Origin of the sequence: Bacillus litorisediminis, assembly GCF_022808645.1 — a bacterium.
GTDB classification, from domain to species: domain Bacteria; phylum Bacillota; class Bacilli; order Bacillales; family JC228; genus Bacillus_BF; species Bacillus_BF litorisediminis.
This window is the reverse complement of sequence record NZ_JAKZKT010000026.1, coordinates 1-19,963: the sequence shown is the minus strand read 5'-3', so window position 1 is coordinate 19,963 and position 19,963 is coordinate 1. Positions and strand designations below refer to the sequence as shown.

The window sequence follows — 19,963 nt, the reverse complement described above, 5'->3', positions numbered from 1 at the left end:
AAAAGAACCATCATCACGATGGTTAAAATTTTTTCTATTTATCTAGTAAATCGAGAATCCGCTGGAGGTCCTCTTTAGAGAAAAACTCTATCTCAATTTTCCCCTTTTTCTTTGTCTGAACAATGTTTACCGTTGTTCCAAACCGTTCGCGAAGAATCTCTTCTTGCTCTTTTACAAAAATATCCTTTTTAGGTTTAGGTTTTGTTTCACGTGAAACATTATCATTCAATCTTACAATTAATTCTTCAAGTTGACGTACATTGAGTTGTTCCTTTATAACTTTTTCGACAACTTGTTTCATAAGGTCTTTATTCCTTAAACCCAGTAAGGCTCTGCCATGTCCCATAGAGATCTTTCCATCTGTGATGTGTCCTTGAATTTCAGGCGGTAGCGATAGTAAACGAACATGATTGGCAATATGCGGTCTGCTTTTCCCTAGCCGCTTCGCTAGCTGTTCCTGGGTCATATTTAACTTTTCAATGAGCTTTTGGTAAGCTTGTGCTTCTTCAATTGGAGTCAGATCTTCACGTTGCAAGTTTTCAAGCACTGCTAATTCCATCATCTGTTTTTCGGAAAGATCCCGTATAACAGCTGGAATGACTTTAAGCTTTGCTTCTTTTGCAGCCCGGTACCGTCTTTCTCCAACTACAATTTCATACCCTTTAATACTTTTTCTTAAAATAATTGGCTGGAGAACACCATGTTCTAAAATCGATTCCTTTAGCTCCTCAATTGCTTCTGGTTTAAATAGCTTTCGAGGCTGGTAGGGATTAGGACGAATATCGCTTATTTTAACTTCCTGAACAGTTTCCTCATTTCCTACTTCTAAATTTGAAAATAGTGCATTAATTCCTTTACCGAGTCCTTTAGCCATTCGCCACCACTTCCTTTGCCAAATCTAAATATACTTCTGCTCCTCTGGACTTAGGATCATATAAAATAATAGGCTCTCCGTGGCTTGGTGCTTCACTTAACCGTATATTTCTCGGAATAATAGTTTGAAAGACTTTTTCTTGGAAGTATTTTTTCACTTCTTCAATGACTTGAATACCAAGATTGGTTCTGGCATCAAGCATGGTTAAAAGTACTCCTTCAATCATTAACTGGTTATTTAAATGCTTCTGTACAAGTCGAACAGTGTTTAACAATTGACTCAGTCCCTCAAGTGCGTAGTATTCACATTGAACCGGAATTAACACTGCATCTGAGGCTGTTAGTGCATTAAGTGTAAGAAGACCTAAAGATGGAGGACAGTCAATAATGATAAAGTCATATTCTTCCTTAAGATTTTCTAATGCTCTTTTAAGGCGAACTTCGCGGGAAATTGTTGGAACAAGCTCTATTTCTGCACCTGCCAGCTGAATCGTTGCTGGAATTGCATAAAGATTTTCCACTTTTGTTGCTTGTATGACTTTTTCCGCATCTGTATCCTCGACTAAAATATCGTACACACAATGTTCGACATCTGCTTTATCGATACCAACCCCACTTGTTGCATTCCCCTGGGGATCGACGTCGACGAGCAAAACCTTTTTTCCTATGTATGCTAAACATGCCCCAAGATTTACACACGTTGTTGTTTTTCCAACTCCGCCTTTTTGGTTGGCAATCGCAATGATCTTGCCCACGATGTCACCTACCTTCAACTTACAATTCTATCATCATGTACTCTATTGTATCACGAAAAATCAGAAAGGCTAAGAAAAATAGAAGAAAACTGTCTGCAAATTCATCATTCAAATCTATTAACCTTTTTATAAAACCAGAATAGGATTATCGAGTAAGATGCATTTTTTCTCTCTATTAATCAGAAATAACAAAAAAAGTGAGAAGGTTTATTGTCCTTCCCACCCATTAAAGAATAGTAAAAATGTATTATTTCTTTGGTATTCGAATGGTAAACTGATAAAAATCATCAAATTCTTCTTCTTTTGAATCTAAGTGAATCCCGCTGTCATGGACCATTGATAGAGATTGACGAATTGTATTGACGGCAATTCTCATATCCTTGCTAAAAGCCTTTCTTTTCATCTTTGGCTTTTCCTGATTTTTATCTAATAATTTAACGACCCGATCTTCTGTTTGCTTCACATTTAATTGCTTTTCAATAATTTCCTGCAGCAGCATCACTTGTTTCTTCGGATCCTTTAAAGGAATAAGAGCACGAGCATGACGTTCCGTAATTTGCTTATTTAATAGGGCAGCTTGTACTTCTTCCGGCAGTTTTAATAAGCGGAGTTTATTGGCTACCGTTGATTGTCCCTTTCCTAAGCGTTGAGCTAAAGCCTCTTGAGTTAAGTTATGTAATTCTAAGAGTTTCCCATAAGCAATTGCTTCCTCAATGGGTGATAGCTCTTCACGTTGGAGATTTTCAATTAAAGCTACTGATGCTGTTTCCGTGTCGTTAAAATTTTTTATAATTGCAGGAATTGTCTCCCATTCCAATAATTGAACAGCTCTAAATCTTCTTTCTCCTGCAATGATTTCATATAGCCCATCTTCAGCATGTCTAACAACAATTGGTTGAATTATGCCATGAGTATGAATCGTTCTTGCAAGTTCTTCTATTTTTTCATCGTCAAATACAGTTCGAGGCTGATATCGGTTTGGAACAATGTTAGAAATGGGAATTTTCTCGACCTTTTCCATGTCCACCTCATGATCTTCCCATTTCACTTCAGCTTCTTCTGTTTCCTTCTCAACAACCCCGAAAAAACGTGAAAATGGACTTTTCATCTCCTACACCACCTTTAAGAAACTCCCTCGTTAACTATTCTCTGTCCAGCTGATAAGTTCCTGCTTTTTTGGACATTTTCTACAAAGGTATTACAAATGTTTCACGTGAAACATTTTACTCCAGTGGCTGCTTATTCGGCATCCCGGGTTTGCGCGGGTATTTTTTTGGAGTCGGTTTTACCTTCTTAATTAAGTATATCGTACGTTTATGTTCTTCGTAAGGGAGATTAAATGAAACTTGATCAACAAGTTTTCCTCCTAAAATAGAAACTGCTTTTTTGCCAGCTGTCCACTCTTCATTTCCAAGAGAACCTTTTAACGCAATAAATAATCCGTCCAGTTTGACAAGCGGCAAACATAATTCACTTAAAACAGACATTCTTGCAACTGCTCTGGCCGTTACTGCATCGTATTGCTCACGATGTTCAGGTTGTCTGCCAAATTCTTCTGCTCTTGCGTGAAAAAGCTGGACATTTTCTAGCTTCAACCTCGAAACAAGCTCCTCTAAAAAGGAGATTCTTTTATTAAGAGAATCAACAATCGTTACATGTAAATGGGGAAAACATATTTTTAATGGGATACTTGGAAATCCTGCACCCGCTCCTACATCACATAAAGATTGAATATTTTCAATAGGTGAGTAAAAAGCTGCAGAAATAGAATCATAAAAATGTTTTTCATATACTTCATTACGCTCTGTGATAGCAGTTAAATTAATCTTTTCATTCCAATCAATCAGCAGTTCATAATAAAGCTTAAACTGATTGATTTGAGTTTGTGTTAAGGAAATCCCTTTTTCCACTAAAAGATCATGAAATTCCGATTCGTTCATAAAGCCACTTCCTTTTTGGGCAAGGCATATTCTCTAAAATTAGCTGTTTCACTGTGATAAACTGTATCTTGTAGTTTTCACATCAATATGTATAAGGAAAGCAGAATAGCTATATACAAATTAATGTTATGTGACATTTAACTTTGTTCTGCTTTCCTGAAGAAACTATTTATTGATTGGATACCTTCGCAATTTTACCTTGTTCGATATAGACTAGAAGAATGGAGATATCGGCTGGGTTCACCCCTGAAATCCTGGATGCTTGAGCAATCGACAAAGGACGAACTTGCTTTAATTTTTGCCGGGCTTCTGTTGCTAATCCATTAATTGCATCGTAATCGATATCAACCGGGATTTTCTTATTCTCCATTTTCTTTAATCTTTCCACTTGCTGCAATGATTTTTCAATATAACCTTGATATTTCACCTGAATTTCCACCTGCTCTGTTACTTCCTGATCTAATTCCACTTCAGCAGGTGCTAATTGATGAATATGGGTATACGAAATTTCCGGTCTCTTAAGCAGGTCAATTGCACGAATTCCATCTTTTAGTTCACTTCCGCCGACACTTCTGATTAATTCTTGTGTCTTCGCATTTGGTTTGATCATAATGGACTGTAACCGTTCTTTCTCGGCCTCAATCTCAGCTTTTTTCTTCATGAATCTTTGATATCTTTCTTCACTGATTAAACCAATATTATAGCCTATTTCGGTTAATCTCAAATCGGCATTGTCATGGCGTAAAAGCAGGCGATATTCCGCTCTTGAAGTTAAGAGGCGATAAGGCTCATTGGTTCCTTTTGTAACTAAATCATCAATCAGAACCCCAATATAAGCATCAGAACGGCTTAAAATAAGCTCTTCTTTGCCAAGTGCTCTCCGTGCCGCATTTATTCCTGCCATTATGCCTTGTCCTGCTGCTTCTTCATATCCGGATGTTCCATTGATTTGTCCAGCAGTGTAGAGACTTTTTACTTTTTTCGTTTCTAGCGTCGGCCATAATTGAGTTGGAACAATTGCATCATACTCAATTGCATATCCTGCTCTCATCATTTGGACATTTTCTAAGCCCGGAATCGTTCTTAGGATTTTGGCTTGAACATCTTCAGGCAGACTAGTTGAGAGACCCTGTACATACACTTCGTGCGTATTACGACCTTCTGGCTCTAAGAAGATTTGATGTCTTGGCTTATCATGAAAGCGAACAACTTTATCCTCAATAGACGGACAATAACGTGGTCCCGTTCCTTTTATCATGCCTGAATACATCGGAGAACGATGAAGGTTCGCATCAATAATTTGATGTGTTTGATCATTGGTATAGGTTAGCCAGCATGGCAGCTGATCTGTTATATACTTTGTCGTTTCATAAGAAAAGGCTCTTGGCTCATCGTCACCAGGCTGAATTTCCGTTTTAGAATAATCAATTGTATGACTGTTTACTCTAGGCGGAGTTCCGGTCTTAAATCGAACTAATTCAAAGCCTAGCTCTTCCAAATGCTCAGAAAGCTTAATGGATGGCTGCTGATTATTTGGACCGCTTGAATATTTAAGCTCACCAAGAATAATCTCTCCTCTTAAGAAGGTGCCTGTTGTAATAACGACTGTTTTTGAACGATAGGTGGCACCTGTTTTAGTAATAACGCCACGGCATTCTCCGTCTTCCACAATTAATCGCTCAACCATTCCCTGAATCAGGGTGAGATTCGGTGTATCTTCTAAAGTTTTTTTCATTTCATGCTGATAAGAAAATTTATCAGCCTGAGCCCTTAACGCCCGTACTGCAGGGCCTTTGCCTGTATTTAACATTCTCATTTGAATATGAGTTTTATCTATATTTTTAGCCATTTCTCCGCCTAGCGCATCAATCTCACGAACCACAATTCCTTTTGCCGGACCGCCAACAGAGGGATTACATGGCATAAAAGCAACCATATCTAAATTAATGGTGATCATAAGTGTTTTAGCACCAAGTCTCGCTGATGCTAAGCCTGCTTCACAACCCGCATGCCCTGCTCCTATAACGATAACATCATAGTTTCCAGCATCATATTGCTGCATGCAATAAGCCTCCTCTACAATCAAAATCTTTCTTATATCATAAAAGTATAAACTCTGAACTTTGATAACTGTCTAGTGCCAGAGCACAGTGAGTAAAGTCTTCTTCAATAATGGTCTTAATAGGATGCAACTGAGAACAAAGCAAAATCGAAGGAGTTTACCATCAGCTCGGTGCAAGGCATTATAAAGTATCTCATAGATGTTCTTCATGATGTGATTGAAAGTTGCCTCGCTTCGCTTTTCTTATTTCCCAAGACAAAATTGTGAAAATAATTGATCAATTAAGCTTTCGTGAACAGCGTCACCAATGATTTCCCCCAGCAGTTCCCATGCCCGGGTCATATCAATTTGGACCATATCAATTGGGATACCACTTTCGACACTTTCGATTGCATCCTCAACCGCTTGTAAAGCTTGATTTAACAGGGCAATATGCCGGCTATTGGATACGTAGGTGATATCCCCCGCTTCTAATCCCCCTTCAAAGAATAAAGAGGCGATCGCTTCCTCTAATTGATCGACCCCTTCCTCTTTTAATAAAGAGGTCGTGATAACGGGCTGGTTATTAGCCATTTTTTTAACTTTATTTAAGTCGATTTTTTGAGGAAGATCGGTTTTATTCACAATAATGATCGCGTCCATCCCTTCAATTGCCTTAAAGAGATTGAGATCCTCTTCACTTAAATCCTCTGAATAATTTAACACCAGCAAAATTAAATCTGCTTCTTTCAATACTTGTCTAGAGCGTTCAACCCCAATTCTTTCAACAATATCCTCGGTTTCACGAATTCCTGCAGTATCAACCAGTCTTAACGGAATCCCTCTTATATTTACATATTCTTCGATCACATCACGTGTAGTTCCTGGTATATCGGTTACTATTGCCTTATTCTCATGAACAAGGCTATTTAAGAGTGAAGATTTACCAACATTAGGTCTTCCTATTATAACCGTTGAAATCCCTTCTCTTAAAATTTTCCCTTGCCCTGCTGTTTGCAGTATTTTTTCAATTTCACTTTTAACCGATTTCGCCTTATCTAAAAGAACACGATGAGTCATTTCTTCAACATCATCATATTCTGGATAATCAATGTTAACCTCCACATGAGCTAAGGTTTCTAAAATATCCTGTCTCAAACGTTGAATCAGCTTTGACAGCCGACCTTCCATTTGTTTAAGGGCTACATTCATTGCTTTGTCAGTTTTTGCCCGTATTAAATCCATAACCGCTTCAGCCTGAGATAAATCAATTCGTCCATTTAAAAAAGCCCGTTTTGTAAATTCCCCTGGTTCAGCCAGCCGAGCCCCATGTTTTAACACCAGCTGCAAAATACGATTAACCGATACAAGTCCCCCATGACAGTTAATTTCTACTACATCTTCACGTGTAAAGGTTTTAGGGGCTCTCATTAGAGATACCATTACTTCCTCTATAATTTCACCTGTTTTTGGCTCTTGTATATGACCATAATGAATCGTGTGTGAAGCAAGTTCCTTTAATCTCTTCTTCCCCTTTGGGATAAAGAGCTTGTTTGCAATTTCAACAGCTTGGTCCCCGCTTAAACGTACAATAGCAATTGCTCCCTCTCCCATTGGTGTCGATATCGCAGCAATTGTATCAAATTCCATTTTATCACCCCTTTTCACTTTGTTTTTCACTCATCTATTATAAGGTTACCCTTTTATTCACAAACAAAGCCTTAAATTCCAATTTTATCATTTTTGTGCATAAAATTGTAGTCATATTTATCCACAACACTCAAAACTTCCACTCGTTATTTTATCTTATCCACATGTGAATAACAATTAAATGCTACCTCGTTTTTTATTACATTGTGCTTCGTTTTCTTTTATAAAAATTTTTATATTTTATTTCAAAAAATACCTAGAGAAAATAATAGATAAACTATATTATTCCAAAATAAGAAAAAAAACTCCTAAACCATAATGGTTTAGGAGTCTATTACTTAGAAGCTACAGCTCAGGTGCAATTACAATATGTCGATTTGGTTCGGTACCGCTAGAAAATGTCCGCACCTTTGTGTTATTGGAGAGAGCGGTATGAATCACCTTTCTCTCATATGAAGGCATTGGTTCCAAAACAACTTCTTTTTTTGTTTGAATAGCTTTGTATGCTAAACGTTCAGCTAATTGAACTAACGTCTGGTTCCTCTTTTCCCGGTAGTTTTCAGTATCTAAAATAACCGTTACGTACTGTTCTGAAGAATGGTTAGCCACTAACTGGGTTAAATATTGCAGCGCGTTAAGGGTTTGTCCCCTTTTTCCAATTAAAAGCCCAGATTTATCACTATTCATGGTTAGTTCTAAATTTCTGCCATTTTGAGATACCTCAATGTCTACTTGAACTCCCATTTTTTCAGTAACTGCTTTTAAATAATTGATTGAATCTTGAATGGGATCCACTTTTATCTTTACCTTAACGACTGCCGGTCTTGTCCCAAAAATTCCTAAAAGTCCCTTTTTCCCTTCATCAATCACGGTAATTTCAGCTTTATCCATCGTGATGTTTAACTCAGCCAAAGCTGATTGAACCGCTTCTTCAACCGATTGCCCTGTAGCCGTAGTTTGTTTCACTTATTTACTTCCCCCTGCTTTCCCAGTCTCAGCCCTAGTTTTGAGATCTGGTCCTTTAATAACTAAAGTTTGAATAATCATAAAGATATTTCCCACAACCCAGTATAGAGATAAAGCGGATGGCAGTGATACTGCAAAAATAATGATCATAATTGGCATAAGCCAAAGCATCATTTGCATTTGCGGCTGTGTATTTGCTGCTCCAGCCATCATTATCTTTTGCTGCAGGAAGGTTGTTGCACCTGCGATTAAAGGCAGGATAAAATACGGATCTCTTGCCCCTAAGTCAAACCATAAGAAATTATGCTCACCGATTTCAGGTGTTCTCATGATCGCATGATAGAAAGCAATTAGGATTGGCATTTGAATTAATAAAGGAAAACATCCTGCAAGCGGGTTCACATTGTGCTTTTGGAAAAGCTGCATCATTTCTTGCTGAAGCTTTTGCTGAGTTGCCTGGTCTTTAGAACTGTACTTTTTACGAAGTTCTTCCATCTCTGGCTGAAGTGCCTGCATTGCTTTTGTATTTTTTGTCTGCTTAATCATTAATGGCAAGATCGCAAAACGAATTAATAATGTAACAATGATTAAACCTAATCCATAATTTTCTCCTACCAGGTTAGAAGTGTAAATAATGAGCCAAGAAAGCGGATAGACAAAATATTCATTCCAAATGCCTTCACTTTCACTCGTGATATCCTGATTAATTTCGGTACACCCAGATAATAGCATCACTAGGACGATTAAGCTGAGTAATAACCCCATGCGTTTTTTCAAGCGTATTGCCTCCTAACTAAACTGCTTCAGTTGTATCCATTTAAAAAATCTAAACATTCAAAAGGTATTGTACCATTATTCCTTATATGCATTCCAGCTTTAATATAGTTCTAGGAAAAATAGAAAATACCTTCTATAAATTAAGTCAAAATATGATAGAGATATGGATTATTTTTTTTTGGTTGCGGAAAGTTGTACATTTACTATTTTACCAAGACGCAAAACATGTGTGAGGCTATTCTCCATTTGGTGGTAATCCATGTCGGAAGTTGGTTTCCTAGCTATAATTACATAATCATATCCAGCGCGAATATCTTGTGCATAATCCTGAAAAAATTTACGGATACATCGTTTAATATAGTTTCGTTTTACTGCGTTTCCTATCTTTTTGCTTACAGAAATTCCAATCCTAAAATAGGGTTGTTCCTCTTTTTTTAAGCTATAAACAACAAATTGCCGATTTGCAACAGATTTTCCTTTTTTGAAAATAACTTGGAAATCTTCATTTTTTTTGACTCTTAACTCTTTTTTCATGAAAACACCTGACTTACTATAAATTCTTTCTACTAATCAGAAGGATTTCCAAAATCACAAAATATCAGTCAAAAGCTTCTATGTACTCTTTACAGCCTAAAGTCCAAAAACAGCGGAGCAAAAGAGCATTTCGCTTTATCTATGTAAAAAAAAGACCACTGATCCTATTCAGTGGCTTATGCAGAAAGTACTTTTCTTCCTCTGCGGCGACGGCGAGCTAATACTTTACGGCCGTTAGCTGTGCTCATACGCTGACGGAAGCCATGTACTTTGCTTCTTTTACGTTTATTAGGTTGGTATGTTCTTTTCATGTATGACACCTCCTCTGAGGAATAACAATTTGCTGCTTTAAAGACATTCTTTCTCATTATAAGTATCTGGCTTGATGATGTCAAGGCTCCTTCTTTACAGCAAATTTATAGAAATACATTTGAATTTCATTAAATTTAACAATATTTCTGTTATAGAACAGCAAAATCCAAGTCATTTAAAGCTGTGGATAATATTTGACAAATTTTTCATTATCTGCACAGGTTCCCGACATTTTTTGCACAAATTATCTTCTTGTGGAAAAAAGATACTCACAAATTGTTTTTCTTGTGGATAATGCAAGAAATGCATTGCGAATCATAGCACAATTTGATATGATAATCTTGTTTTACTTGAGGATAAAGTGTTGTGGATAATCGATTTATCCACAAACTGTGGATAGTATGTGGATAGTTTTCCCCAACCTCTGAATAAAAGTTGTCCACAAATCGTGCGTAATGTCGAAAAGTCTCTTTTTTTCCTTATTATATTTTTATCCACATTTTACTAAGCACTCATTTTTATAATTAAATCATTATTTTAAAGGCTTCGGATAAAGACTCGTAAAGAGTGTATCTATTCTGAAGCCGTTTCTAGCTTCAAAGATTGCTAGAAACGTATGTTTTGTTGTAAAGAGCAATCTTTACATAACTCGTGACGAAAAAGAGAAGGTTGCGGGCAAAGGAGGGTTTGATTTTTGAAAAATTTAGATGACCTGTGGGAAAAAGTACTGGAGAGTGTCAAAAAGAAAATCAGTAAGCCAAGCTATGAAACGTGGCTAAAATCGACAAAAGCTCATTCATTAAAAGAAAATACCCTCGATGTGGTAGCACCAAATGAGTTTGCCCGCGATTGGCTTGAGGGTCATTACAGTCAACTCGTATCAAACATCCTTTTTGAACTCACAGGTGAAAAGCTTGAAGTAAAATTTATCATTCCTCAGAGTAAACAAGAGGATGATTTTGATGTCATTCTTCCTTCAAAGAGGATTGAAGCAGTGGAAGAGCCTGCTGACATTCCGCAAAGTATGCTAAATCCCAAATATACGTTTGATACATTCGTTATTGGATCTGGTAACCGATTTGCCCATGCCGCTTCACTTGCTGTAGCTGAAGCTCCGGCAAAGGCATATAACCCATTGTTTATTTATGGGGGTGTAGGATTAGGAAAAACGCACTTAATGCATTCAATCGGTCACTATGTGATTGAACATAATCCAAAAGCGAAGGTTGTCTATTTATCTTCTGAAAAATTTACAAATGAATTTATTAATGCGATTCGGGACAACAAAGCGGTTGATTTTCGAAATAAATATCGAAATGTGGATGTACTATTAATTGATGATATTCAGTTTTTAGCGGGGAAAGAATCAACACAAGAAGAGTTTTTCCATACGTTTAACACACTGCACGAAGAAAGTAAGCAAATTATTATTTCAAGTGACCGGCCGCCTAAAGAAATTCCAACTTTAGAGGAACGGCTGCGTTCAAGGTTTGAATGGGGATTAATTACCGACATTACACCCCCTGATCTGGAAACCAGGATTGCCATTTTAAGAAAAAAGGCAAAAGCAGAAGGTCTGGATATTCCAAATGAAGTTATGCTCTATATTGCGAATCAAATTGACTCGAACATCCGTGAACTTGAAGGGGCGTTAATACGGGTTGTTGCCTATTCGTCTTTAATCAATAAAGATATAAATGCAGATTTAGCTGCTGAAGCACTTAAGGATATCATTCCAAGCTCGAAGCCAAAAGTAATAACGATTCTTGACATCCAGCGGGTTGTTGGAGAACAGTTCAATGTAAAACTTGAAGATTTTAAAGCTAAAAAACGGACCCAATCAATTGCTTTTCCAAGACAGATTGCCATGTATTTATCAAGAGAACTCACGGATTTCTCATTGCCTAAAATTGGCGAGGAATTTGGCGGAAGAGATCATACAACCGTTATTCATGCTCATGAAAAAATCTCAAAAATGCTAGATTCCGATCCTCAATTACAGCAGCAGATCAAACAAATCAAACAAATGCTAAAAATATAGATGTGTGTACTGTGAATAACCGGACATAGAATATACACAGTCTGTCCACATGTGGATAGGCTGTGTTTCCTTTCATAAAATGAACTTATCCACAAATCCACAGCACCTAGTACTATTATTACTATATTTTTATTAAAAAAGAATAAATAATAGACATGTCATTTGACATTTTTAATTTCATAAAGGAAAAAAATGTGAGATGATAGAGAAAAGCGGAATCGCCAATTATAAAAGTTCAGTATCCAAATATTTTTTACTAATGAAAAAGGCACAATGTCCAATAAAATGGAGGATCGAAAACCATGAAATTTACGATTCAGAGGGACCGGCTTGTTGAAAGCTTACAGGATGTAATGAAGGCTGTTTCTTCTAGAACCACCATACCTATTTTGACAGGTGTCAAACTGTTGGTTACAGAGGAAGGCGTTACATTAACAGGCAGCGACTCAGATATATCGATTGAAACGATTATACCTAAAGTAGAAGATGAACAGATAATCGTAGAAATTGAGAGAACAGGAAGTATTGTTCTTCAGGCAAGATTTTTTAATGATATTATTCGCAAATTGCCAGAAGATACGGTCATGATTGAAGTTAAAGATAACTTGCAAACCTTTATAAAATCAGGGAATGCAGAATTCTCTATTAATGGATTAGATGCGGAAGAATATCCTCGATTGCCGCAAATTGAAGAAGAAGAAGTCTACAAATTGCCGACTGATCTATTAAAAGCAATAATTCGGCAAACTGTATTTGCTGTTTCAACATCTGAAACAAGACCTATCTTAACCGGCGTTCATTGGAGAATTGAAAATAATGAATTGACTTGTGTGGCTACTGACAGCCATAGACTGGCCTGGAGAAAAGCACCGCTGGAAAGCGAATTAAATCATTCTCATAGTGTTGTGATTCCAGGAAAAAGCTTAAATGAATTAAATAAAATTTTGGATGATAGTCAGGATCCAATTGAAATGGTACTGACGCAAAATCAAATTCTATTTAAAACAAAAAATTTATTATTCTTTTCTAGATTATTAGAAGGAAATTATCCGGATACATCAAGATTAATTCCAAACGAAAGTAAGACAGATGTTATTTTGAATGCAAAAGAGTTCCTTCAAGCAATAGACCGGGCTTCTTTATTGGCAAGAGAAGGAAGAAATAATGTTGTTAAATTTTCTATCATTGGAAATGATTCTATAGAAATTTCTTCTGATTCACCAGAAATAGGACGAGTCGTTGAAATTGTAAAAACTCAATCGATTATAGGTGAAGAATTGAAAATATCCTTTAGCGGAAAATATTTAATGGATGCATTAAAAGCTATTGATTCAACCGAAATAAAGATTAGTTTTACTGGAGCCATGAGACCGTTCGTCATTCGTTCAATTGATAATGATTTCATTCTCCAGTTAATCCTTCCTGTTCGAACATTTTGATGATCACTTGGGCTGACCGATCAGTTCTAAGGCCAATAAACACAGAATGTAAATTGTTTGCTTATGTAAACATGGAATATGTGCTTAAAGGTGCTTTGAACCAGGTCGGCTCCTTTTTTGTTTAGCCGAATTATAAAATGACTGCAAAGGGGCAAAATCGAGGTAGAACGATTATTTGCAGGTTAGGGTTTCACAGAATGTTTAACCTGAAATAAAAACGCCTGATCGTGGAATTAATCTGGCACGAAATATATGTTATCCACAGGAAAAGGGGCGATTATTTTTGAAATCTGTTCAAATTGAGACTGAATATGTAACATTAGGCCAATTTTTAAAAATGATTGATGTGATTGGATCAGGTGGCTTAGCTAAATGGTTTTTAGAGGAAAATGAAGTTAGGGTAAACGGAGAAAAAGAGCAGCGCAGAGGCAGAAAATTAAAGCCTGGAGATAAAATCGAGATCCCAGATGTGGGGGACTTCAAAATTATAGGATAAAGGAAGACTCAAGATGTACATTAAAGAACTGATTTTAAAAAATTATAGGAATTACGAGCATCTTGAGGTCAATTTCGATGATAAAATCCATGTCATAAAAGGCGAAAATGCACAGGGTAAAACGAATGTGATGGAATCCATATATGTATTGGCCATGGCTAAGTCCCACCGTACTTCGCAAGATAGAGAATTAATCCGCTGGGAACAAGATTATGCTAAAATAGAAGGTAGTATACAAAAAAAACATGCTTCTTTGCCTATGAAGCTTGTAATTTCAAAAAAGGGAAAAAAAGCTAAAGTTAATCACATTGAACAATCAAAACTTAGCCGTTATGTGGGGCATATGAACGTAGTTATGTTTGCCCCCGAAGATCTAAATATAGTAAAAGGGAATCCGCAAATCAGAAGGCGCTTTATTGACATGGAGATTGGACAAGTTTCTCCTGTTTATTTGCACACGCTCAGTCAATATCAAAAGTCACTTTCACAGCGAAATCACTTTTTAAAAATGCAAAAGCTTTCAAAGTCAAAAGATAACATGATGTTGGATGTATTTACGGAACAGCTAATTGCATTGGCGGCCCAAATCATTCAAAAACGGTTTGAATTTATTCGCCTCTTAGAGAGCTGGGCGCGTCCCATCCATTCAGGTATAACGAGCGGGAAAGAGAATTTAACACTTCGGTATCGCCCTTCTGTACATGTATCAGAAAATGAACAATTGTCGAAAATAATAGAGGGATTACAAGAAAAATTTGCTAAAATAAGAGATAGCGAATGGGAGCGTGGCGTGACCTTAGCAGGGCCGCATCGAGATGATTTGGAATTTTATGTAAATGATAAAAATGTTCAAACATATGGTTCCCAAGGACAACAAAGAACTACAGCCTTATCTGTTAAACTTGCTGAGATTGAATTAATTAATAAAGAAATAGGTGAATATCCCATTCTTCTTTTAGACGATGTTTTATCAGAATTGGATGATCATCGGCAATCTCATCTCTTAAATACGATACAAGGTAAGGTCCAAACCTTTGTTACAACGACAAGTACAGAAGGAATTGATCATCAAGTTTTAGATGATGCGACTATTTGGTATGTAGAATCAGGTACTTTAAGCAGGAATTAGTCTGAGGTGCACTATGTATTTACATGTGGGTGAAGAAATGGTTGTCCGAACTGATGATATCGTTGCCATTATTGATGAATCATCGTCAGACTTTATCATGGAATTTATAACAAATAACAACGACAAAATTCACAGGCTATCGAAAGGGGTCATAAAATCCTTTGTTATAACAAAAGATTTTATTTACCAATCCCCCTTTTCTTCCCAAACATTGAAAAAAAGATGTAAACTCAAGAGCCTATAGTCGTTACGAATTGGGATAGAAATAGCAGGTGGTCAGGATGACAATGGAACCAAAAATGAGTGAAGAACAAGTGTATGATGCCGATCAGATACAAGTCTTAGAAGGACTTGAAGCTGTTCGAAAAAGACCTGGGATGTATATTGGGTCCACTAGCGTTAAAGGTTTACATCATTTAGTATGGGAAATTGTTGATAACAGTATTGATGAAGCATTGGCCGGTTATTGTTCTGAAATAAATGTTATTATTGAAAAAGATAACAGTATTACTGTAACCGATAATGGACGAGGTATACCTGTAGGAATCCATGAAAAAATGGGAAGACCTGCCTTAGAAGTTATTATGACCGTTCTCCATGCAGGCGGGAAGTTTGGCGGCGGAGGCTATAAGGTTTCCGGAGGATTACACGGTGTAGGGGCATCCGTTGTAAATGCCCTTTCTACTATGCTTGAGGTAACCGTCCACAGAGAAGGCCAAGTTTATTATCAACAATATCATAAGGGAGTTCCTGTTGAGGATGTAAAGGTAATCGGAGAAACCGATAAAACAGGTACAATTACACATTTTAAGCCGGATCCTGAAATCTTTACTGAAACAACTGAATATGACTATGAAACCTTACTAACTCGTGTTCGAGAGCTCGCATTCCTTAATCGAGGAATTAAAATCAACATTGAGGATAAACGCACAGATAAAAGAAAAGAGTTCCATTATGAAGGCGGAATAAAATCATATGTAGAACATTTAAACCGGACAAGGGAAGTTATTCATGAAGAACCAATTTATATGGAGGGAGAAAAAGAAGGCATTTCTATCGAGATCTCCCTGCAATATAATGATGGCTTCACAAGCAATATTTATTCGTTCGCCAATAATATTCATACGTATGAAGGCGGAACCCACGAATCTGGCTTTAAAACAGCATTAACGAGAGTTATTAATGATTACGCCCGTAAAAATAAACTTTTTAAGGAACAGGACGATAATCTGACAGGAGAAGATGTTCGTGAAGGATTAACTGCTATTGTCTCCATTAAACATCCTGATCCCCAGTTCGAAGGGCAAACCAAGACAAAATTAGGTAATTCTGAGGTTCGAGCTATTACTGATGCTATTTTTTCAGAAGGATTTGAAAAATTCCTATTAGAAAATCCTGCAGTTGCACGAAAAATCGTAGAAAAAGGTTTAATGGCTTCCCGTGCCCGTTTGGCTGCAAAAAAGGCACGTGAATTAACAAGAAGAAAAAGTGCCTTAGAAGTATCCAGTTTGCCTGGAAAACTAGCCGACTGTACTTCGAAAGATCCTTCAATCAGTGAGCTTTATGTCGTTGAGGGTGACTCAGCAGGGGGTTCGGCCAAACAAGGAAGAGATCGTCATTTCCAAGCTATTCTTCCCTTAAGAGGAAAAATTATAAACGTAGAAAAGGCTCGTTTAGATAAAATTCTCTCCAATAACGAGATTAGGACAATCATTACTGCATTAGGTACTGGAATTGGCGAGGATTTTGATATTACAAAAGCACGTTATCATAAAATTGTAATTATGACAGATGCAGACGTAGATGGAGCCCACATCCGGACGCTTCTTCTTACCTTCTTCTACCGTTATATGAGACAAATTATAGAAGCAGGATACATTTATATTGCTCAGCCGCCTCTCTATAAAGTCGAGATAGGAAAAAGGGTTGAATACGTCTACAATGATCGTCAGCTCGATCAGTTATTATCACAGCTTCCTGAAAATACGAAACCGGAAATTCAGCGTTATAAAGGACTTGGAGAAATGAACCCTGAGCAACTTTGGGAAACCACGATGGATCCAGCTAATCGGACACTGCTTCAAGTCAGCTTAGAAGATGCGATTGAAGCGGATGAAACCTTTGAAATATTAATGGGTGACCGTGTAGAACCAAGACGCCAATTCATTGAAGAAAACGCTGTTTATGTAAAGAATTTAGATATTTAGAAGAAAGCGAATCGCCTAGAACAGGCAGGATAGATATTCAAACCTATCCTGCTTTTCATAGTTTTTTATAACCTTTGTAATGATATCTAGGGTTTGATTTTAAGGAGGTTTTCCTTATGGCTGAAATGCCAAATTCAAATGTAATGGAAGTAAATATAAGTCAGGAAATGCGCTCATCTTTCCTTGATTATGCGATGAGTGTTATTGTTTCTCGTGCTCTTCCAGATGTAAGGGATGGTTTAAAGCCAGTACATCGCAGAATTTTATATGCAATGCATGACTTAGGAATGAGAGCCGATAAACCATTCAAAAAATCGGCGCGTATCGTTGGGGAAGTTATCGGTAAGTACCACCCTCACGGTGACTCAGCTGTTTATGACACAATGGTACGGATGGCACAGGATTTTAACTATCGTTACATGCTAGTAGACGGTCATGGCAACTTCGGTTCAGTTGATGGAGATTCTGCTGCTGCGATGCGTTATACCGAAGCAAGAATGTCTAAAATCTCAATGGAGCTGCTTCGTGATATCCAAAAGGACACCATCGATTATCAAGATAACTACGATGGTTCCGAAAAGGAACCTGCTGTACTTCCATCACGATTTCCTAATCTTTTAGTGAATGGAACATCCGGAATCGCTGTAGGAATGGCTACCAATATTCCTCCTCATCAGCTCGGTGAGGTCATTGATGGTGTACTAGCTTTGAGTAAGGATCCGGACATTACGATTCAAGAGCTTATGGATTACATCCCTGGTCCTGATTTTCCTACAGGCGGACTGATTTTAGGAAGAAGCGGGATCAGAAAAGCTTATGAAACAGGTAAAGGTTCTATTACGATCAGGGCTAAAGTAGAAATTGAAGAAAAGGCAAATGGGAAACAAACGATTATCGTAAATGAAATTCCATATCAGGTGAATAAAGCAAGGCTCATTGAAAAAATTGCAGAGCTTGCACGCGATAAAAAAATTGACGGAATTACAGATTTACGTGATGAGTCGGACCGTAATGGAATGAGGATTGTCATTGAGGTTCGCAAGGATGCCAATGCGAACGTATTGCTCAATAACCTCTATAAACATACTGCCTTGCAAACAAGCTTTGGTATCAATATGCTTGCTCTTGTAGACGGGCAGCCTAAGGTATTAAACCTTAAGCAGGCTCTAAGCCACTATCTTCAACATCAAAAAATTGTGATTCGGAGACGGACCGAATTTGATCTTAAAAAAGCAGAAGCAAGAGCCCATATTCTGGAAGGCTTGCGAATTGCATTAGACCATATCGATGAAATTATTGCTCTTATTCGTGCTTCTGAAACAACAGATATTGCACGGGAAGGGTTAATGAATCAATTCAATCTATCTGAAAAACAAGCTCAAGCTATTTTAGATATGCGTTTGCAGCGTTTAACAGGACTTGAAAGAAACAAGATTGAAGAAGAATATACTGAATTAGTCAAATTAATTGCAGAATTAAAGGCGATTTTAGCTGATGAAGAAAAAGTATTAGAAATTATTCGTGAAGAGCTTACAGAGATTAAAGAGCGTTTTAACGATGAGAGACGCACTGAAATCACAATCAGCGGTGTAGAAAATATTGAAGACGAGGATTTAATTCCAAGAGAAAACATCGTCATTACATTAACTCATAATGGCTATATTAAACGTCTTCCAATATCTACGTATCGCTCTCAAAAACGCGGAGGACGCGGTGTTCAAGGAATGGGTACAAATGAAGATGATTTTGTCGAACATTTATTAACCACTTCTACACATGACACCATCCTATTCTTTACGAATAAAGGGAAGGTTTATCGTGCCAAGGGTTATGAAATCCCTGAGTTCAGCAGGACTGCAAAAGGCTTGCCGATCATCAATCTTCTTGAAGTAGATAAAGATGAATGGGTTAATGCGATTATTCCAGTAGAAGAATTTGTCGATGATTGGTATCTGTTCTTTACAACGAAACACGGAATTTCTAAACGTTCACCGCTTTCATCATTTGCTAATATTCGTACTTCTGGATTAATTGCTGTATCACTACGTGAAGAGGATGAACTTATCTCTGTCCGTCTAACTGATGGCACGAAAGAAATCATTATTGGCACTAAAAAAGGAATGCTTATCCGCTTTCCTGAAACAGATGTCCGTTCAATGGGCCGTACAGCTTCAGGGGTTAAAGGTATTACACTAGATGACGATGATGAAGTAATAGGAATGGAGATTTTGGAAGAAAATTCTGAAATTCTTATTGTCACCAGAAATGGATATGGAAAACGAACCCCAGCGACAGAATATCGAATTCAAGGCCGTGGAGGAAAAGGAATTAAAACCTGCAATATTACAGAGAAAAATGGAGAATTAGTTAGCATGAAAGCTGTAACCGGCGAAGAAGATTTGATGATTATTACAGCGAATGGTGTGCTAATCCGTATGGCAATTAATGATATTTCCACAATGGGGCGTAATACGCAAGGAGTCCGTTTGATTAGACTTGATGAACAACAGGATCACGTTGCAACTGTTGCAAAGGTAGAAAAGGAAGAAGAAAAAGCACATGATGATGAGCAAGACTACGAAAATCAGGACAATATTGGAGAGGAAGCATAAGCTAGTATAGTAATTCAGAGGCTGAAGCAGTAATGATATAACCTGATTCAGCCTCTATTTTTTTAGGCTCTATAATATTTGTTGGGGTTTGAACACAACTTTTTATTCATAAAAAAACACGTAGACATCCAATTCTTTTATACTTGAATTGTCTAGAAACAAGACAAAAGAAATGGAGTTACGTGTATATG

At 37.2% G+C, this 19,963-nt stretch carries 17 protein-coding genes; 7 read left to right on the top strand and 10 right to left on the bottom strand.

Annotated features, from left to right (window positions below; all coding sequences use genetic code 11):
* Positions 1–34: 34 nt before the first annotated feature.
* The 10 genes from MLE14_RS13815 to rpmH form a co-directional block, all read right to left on the bottom strand.
* Entirely contained in the window at positions 35–874 is an 840-nt protein-coding gene (locus MLE14_RS13815) for a ParB/RepB/Spo0J family partition protein (protein WP_243298980.1), read from the bottom strand.
* The gene (locus MLE14_RS13810; RefSeq protein ID WP_243298979.1) at positions 867–1,628 is read right to left on the bottom strand and encodes a ParA family protein; all 762 of its coding nucleotides are present in this window, start codon (positions 1,626–1,628) and stop codon (positions 867–869) included. The genes MLE14_RS13815 and MLE14_RS13810 overlap by 8 nt, the downstream gene beginning before the upstream one ends.
* A 247-nt stretch (positions 1,629–1,875) precedes the next feature.
* Positions 1,876–2,736: a nucleoid occlusion protein gene (gene noc / locus MLE14_RS13805; protein WP_243298978.1), complete on the bottom strand. Its 861-nt coding sequence runs from the start codon at positions 2,734–2,736 to the stop codon at positions 1,876–1,878.
* Between the two features lie 115 nt (positions 2,737–2,851).
* Complete coding sequence (rsmG, locus tag MLE14_RS13800) at positions 2,852–3,568, bottom strand: 16S rRNA (guanine(527)-N(7))-methyltransferase RsmG (protein WP_243298976.1); 717 nt, start codon at positions 3,566–3,568, stop codon at positions 2,852–2,854.
* Between the two features lie 169 nt (positions 3,569–3,737).
* The gene (gene mnmG, locus MLE14_RS13795) at positions 3,738–5,630 is read right to left on the bottom strand and encodes a tRNA uridine-5-carboxymethylaminomethyl(34) synthesis enzyme MnmG (RefSeq protein WP_243298974.1); all 1,893 of its coding nucleotides are present in this window, start codon (positions 5,628–5,630) and stop codon (positions 3,738–3,740) included.
* A 243-nt stretch (positions 5,631–5,873) separates the two neighbouring features.
* Positions 5,874–7,259, bottom strand: coding sequence for a tRNA uridine-5-carboxymethylaminomethyl(34) synthesis GTPase MnmE (gene mnmE, locus MLE14_RS13790; protein WP_243298973.1), 1,386 nt, complete (start codon positions 7,257–7,259; stop codon positions 5,874–5,876).
* A 345-nt stretch (positions 7,260–7,604) separates the two neighbouring features.
* Entirely contained in the window at positions 7,605–8,225 is a 621-nt protein-coding gene (gene jag, locus MLE14_RS13785; RefSeq protein WP_243298971.1) for an RNA-binding cell elongation regulator Jag/EloR, read from the bottom strand.
* Complete coding sequence (gene spoIIIJ, locus MLE14_RS13780) at positions 8,226–8,990, bottom strand: YidC family membrane integrase SpoIIIJ (RefSeq protein WP_390628889.1); 765 nt, start codon at positions 8,988–8,990, stop codon at positions 8,226–8,228.
* Between the two features lie 180 nt (positions 8,991–9,170).
* The gene (gene rnpA / locus MLE14_RS13775) at positions 9,171–9,536 is read right to left on the bottom strand and encodes a ribonuclease P protein component (protein WP_243298969.1); all 366 of its coding nucleotides are present in this window, start codon (positions 9,534–9,536) and stop codon (positions 9,171–9,173) included.
* A gap of 176 nt (positions 9,537–9,712) precedes the next feature.
* Positions 9,713–9,847: a 50S ribosomal protein L34 gene (gene rpmH, locus MLE14_RS13770; RefSeq protein ID WP_097156559.1), complete on the bottom strand. Its 135-nt coding sequence runs from the start codon at positions 9,845–9,847 to the stop codon at positions 9,713–9,715.
* A gap of 695 nt (positions 9,848–10,542) precedes the next feature.
* Between rpmH and dnaA the strand changes: the two genes are divergently transcribed.
* From dnaA to gyrA, 7 genes are all read left to right on the top strand, one after another.
* Positions 10,543–11,889: a chromosomal replication initiator protein DnaA gene (dnaA, locus tag MLE14_RS13765; RefSeq protein WP_243298968.1), complete on the top strand. Its 1,347-nt coding sequence runs from the start codon at positions 10,543–10,545 to the stop codon at positions 11,887–11,889.
* Positions 11,890–12,191: 302 nt separating this feature from the next.
* Positions 12,192–13,328 (top strand): DNA polymerase III subunit beta, encoded by a 1,137-nt coding sequence (gene dnaN, locus MLE14_RS13760; protein ID WP_243298967.1) that lies wholly within the window; start codon positions 12,192–12,194, stop codon positions 13,326–13,328.
* Positions 13,329–13,611: 283 nt separating this feature from the next.
* The gene (gene yaaA, locus MLE14_RS13755) at positions 13,612–13,824 is read left to right on the top strand and encodes a S4 domain-containing protein YaaA (RefSeq protein ID WP_279326840.1); all 213 of its coding nucleotides are present in this window, start codon (positions 13,612–13,614) and stop codon (positions 13,822–13,824) included.
* A gap of 13 nt (positions 13,825–13,837) precedes the next feature.
* Positions 13,838–14,953: a DNA replication/repair protein RecF gene (gene recF, locus MLE14_RS13750; RefSeq protein ID WP_243298965.1), complete on the top strand. Its 1,116-nt coding sequence runs from the start codon at positions 13,838–13,840 to the stop codon at positions 14,951–14,953.
* Between the two features lie 13 nt (positions 14,954–14,966).
* Complete coding sequence (remB, locus tag MLE14_RS13745; protein WP_279326260.1) at positions 14,967–15,197, top strand: extracellular matrix regulator RemB; 231 nt, start codon at positions 14,967–14,969, stop codon at positions 15,195–15,197.
* Between the two features lie 37 nt (positions 15,198–15,234).
* The gene (gyrB, locus tag MLE14_RS13740) at positions 15,235–17,160 is read left to right on the top strand and encodes a DNA topoisomerase (ATP-hydrolyzing) subunit B (RefSeq protein ID WP_390628870.1); all 1,926 of its coding nucleotides are present in this window, start codon (positions 15,235–15,237) and stop codon (positions 17,158–17,160) included.
* A 116-nt stretch (positions 17,161–17,276) separates the two neighbouring features.
* Entirely contained in the window at positions 17,277–19,772 is a 2,496-nt protein-coding gene (gene gyrA / locus MLE14_RS13735) for a DNA gyrase subunit A (RefSeq protein WP_243298963.1), read from the top strand.
* Positions 19,773–19,963 lie beyond the last annotated feature (191 nt).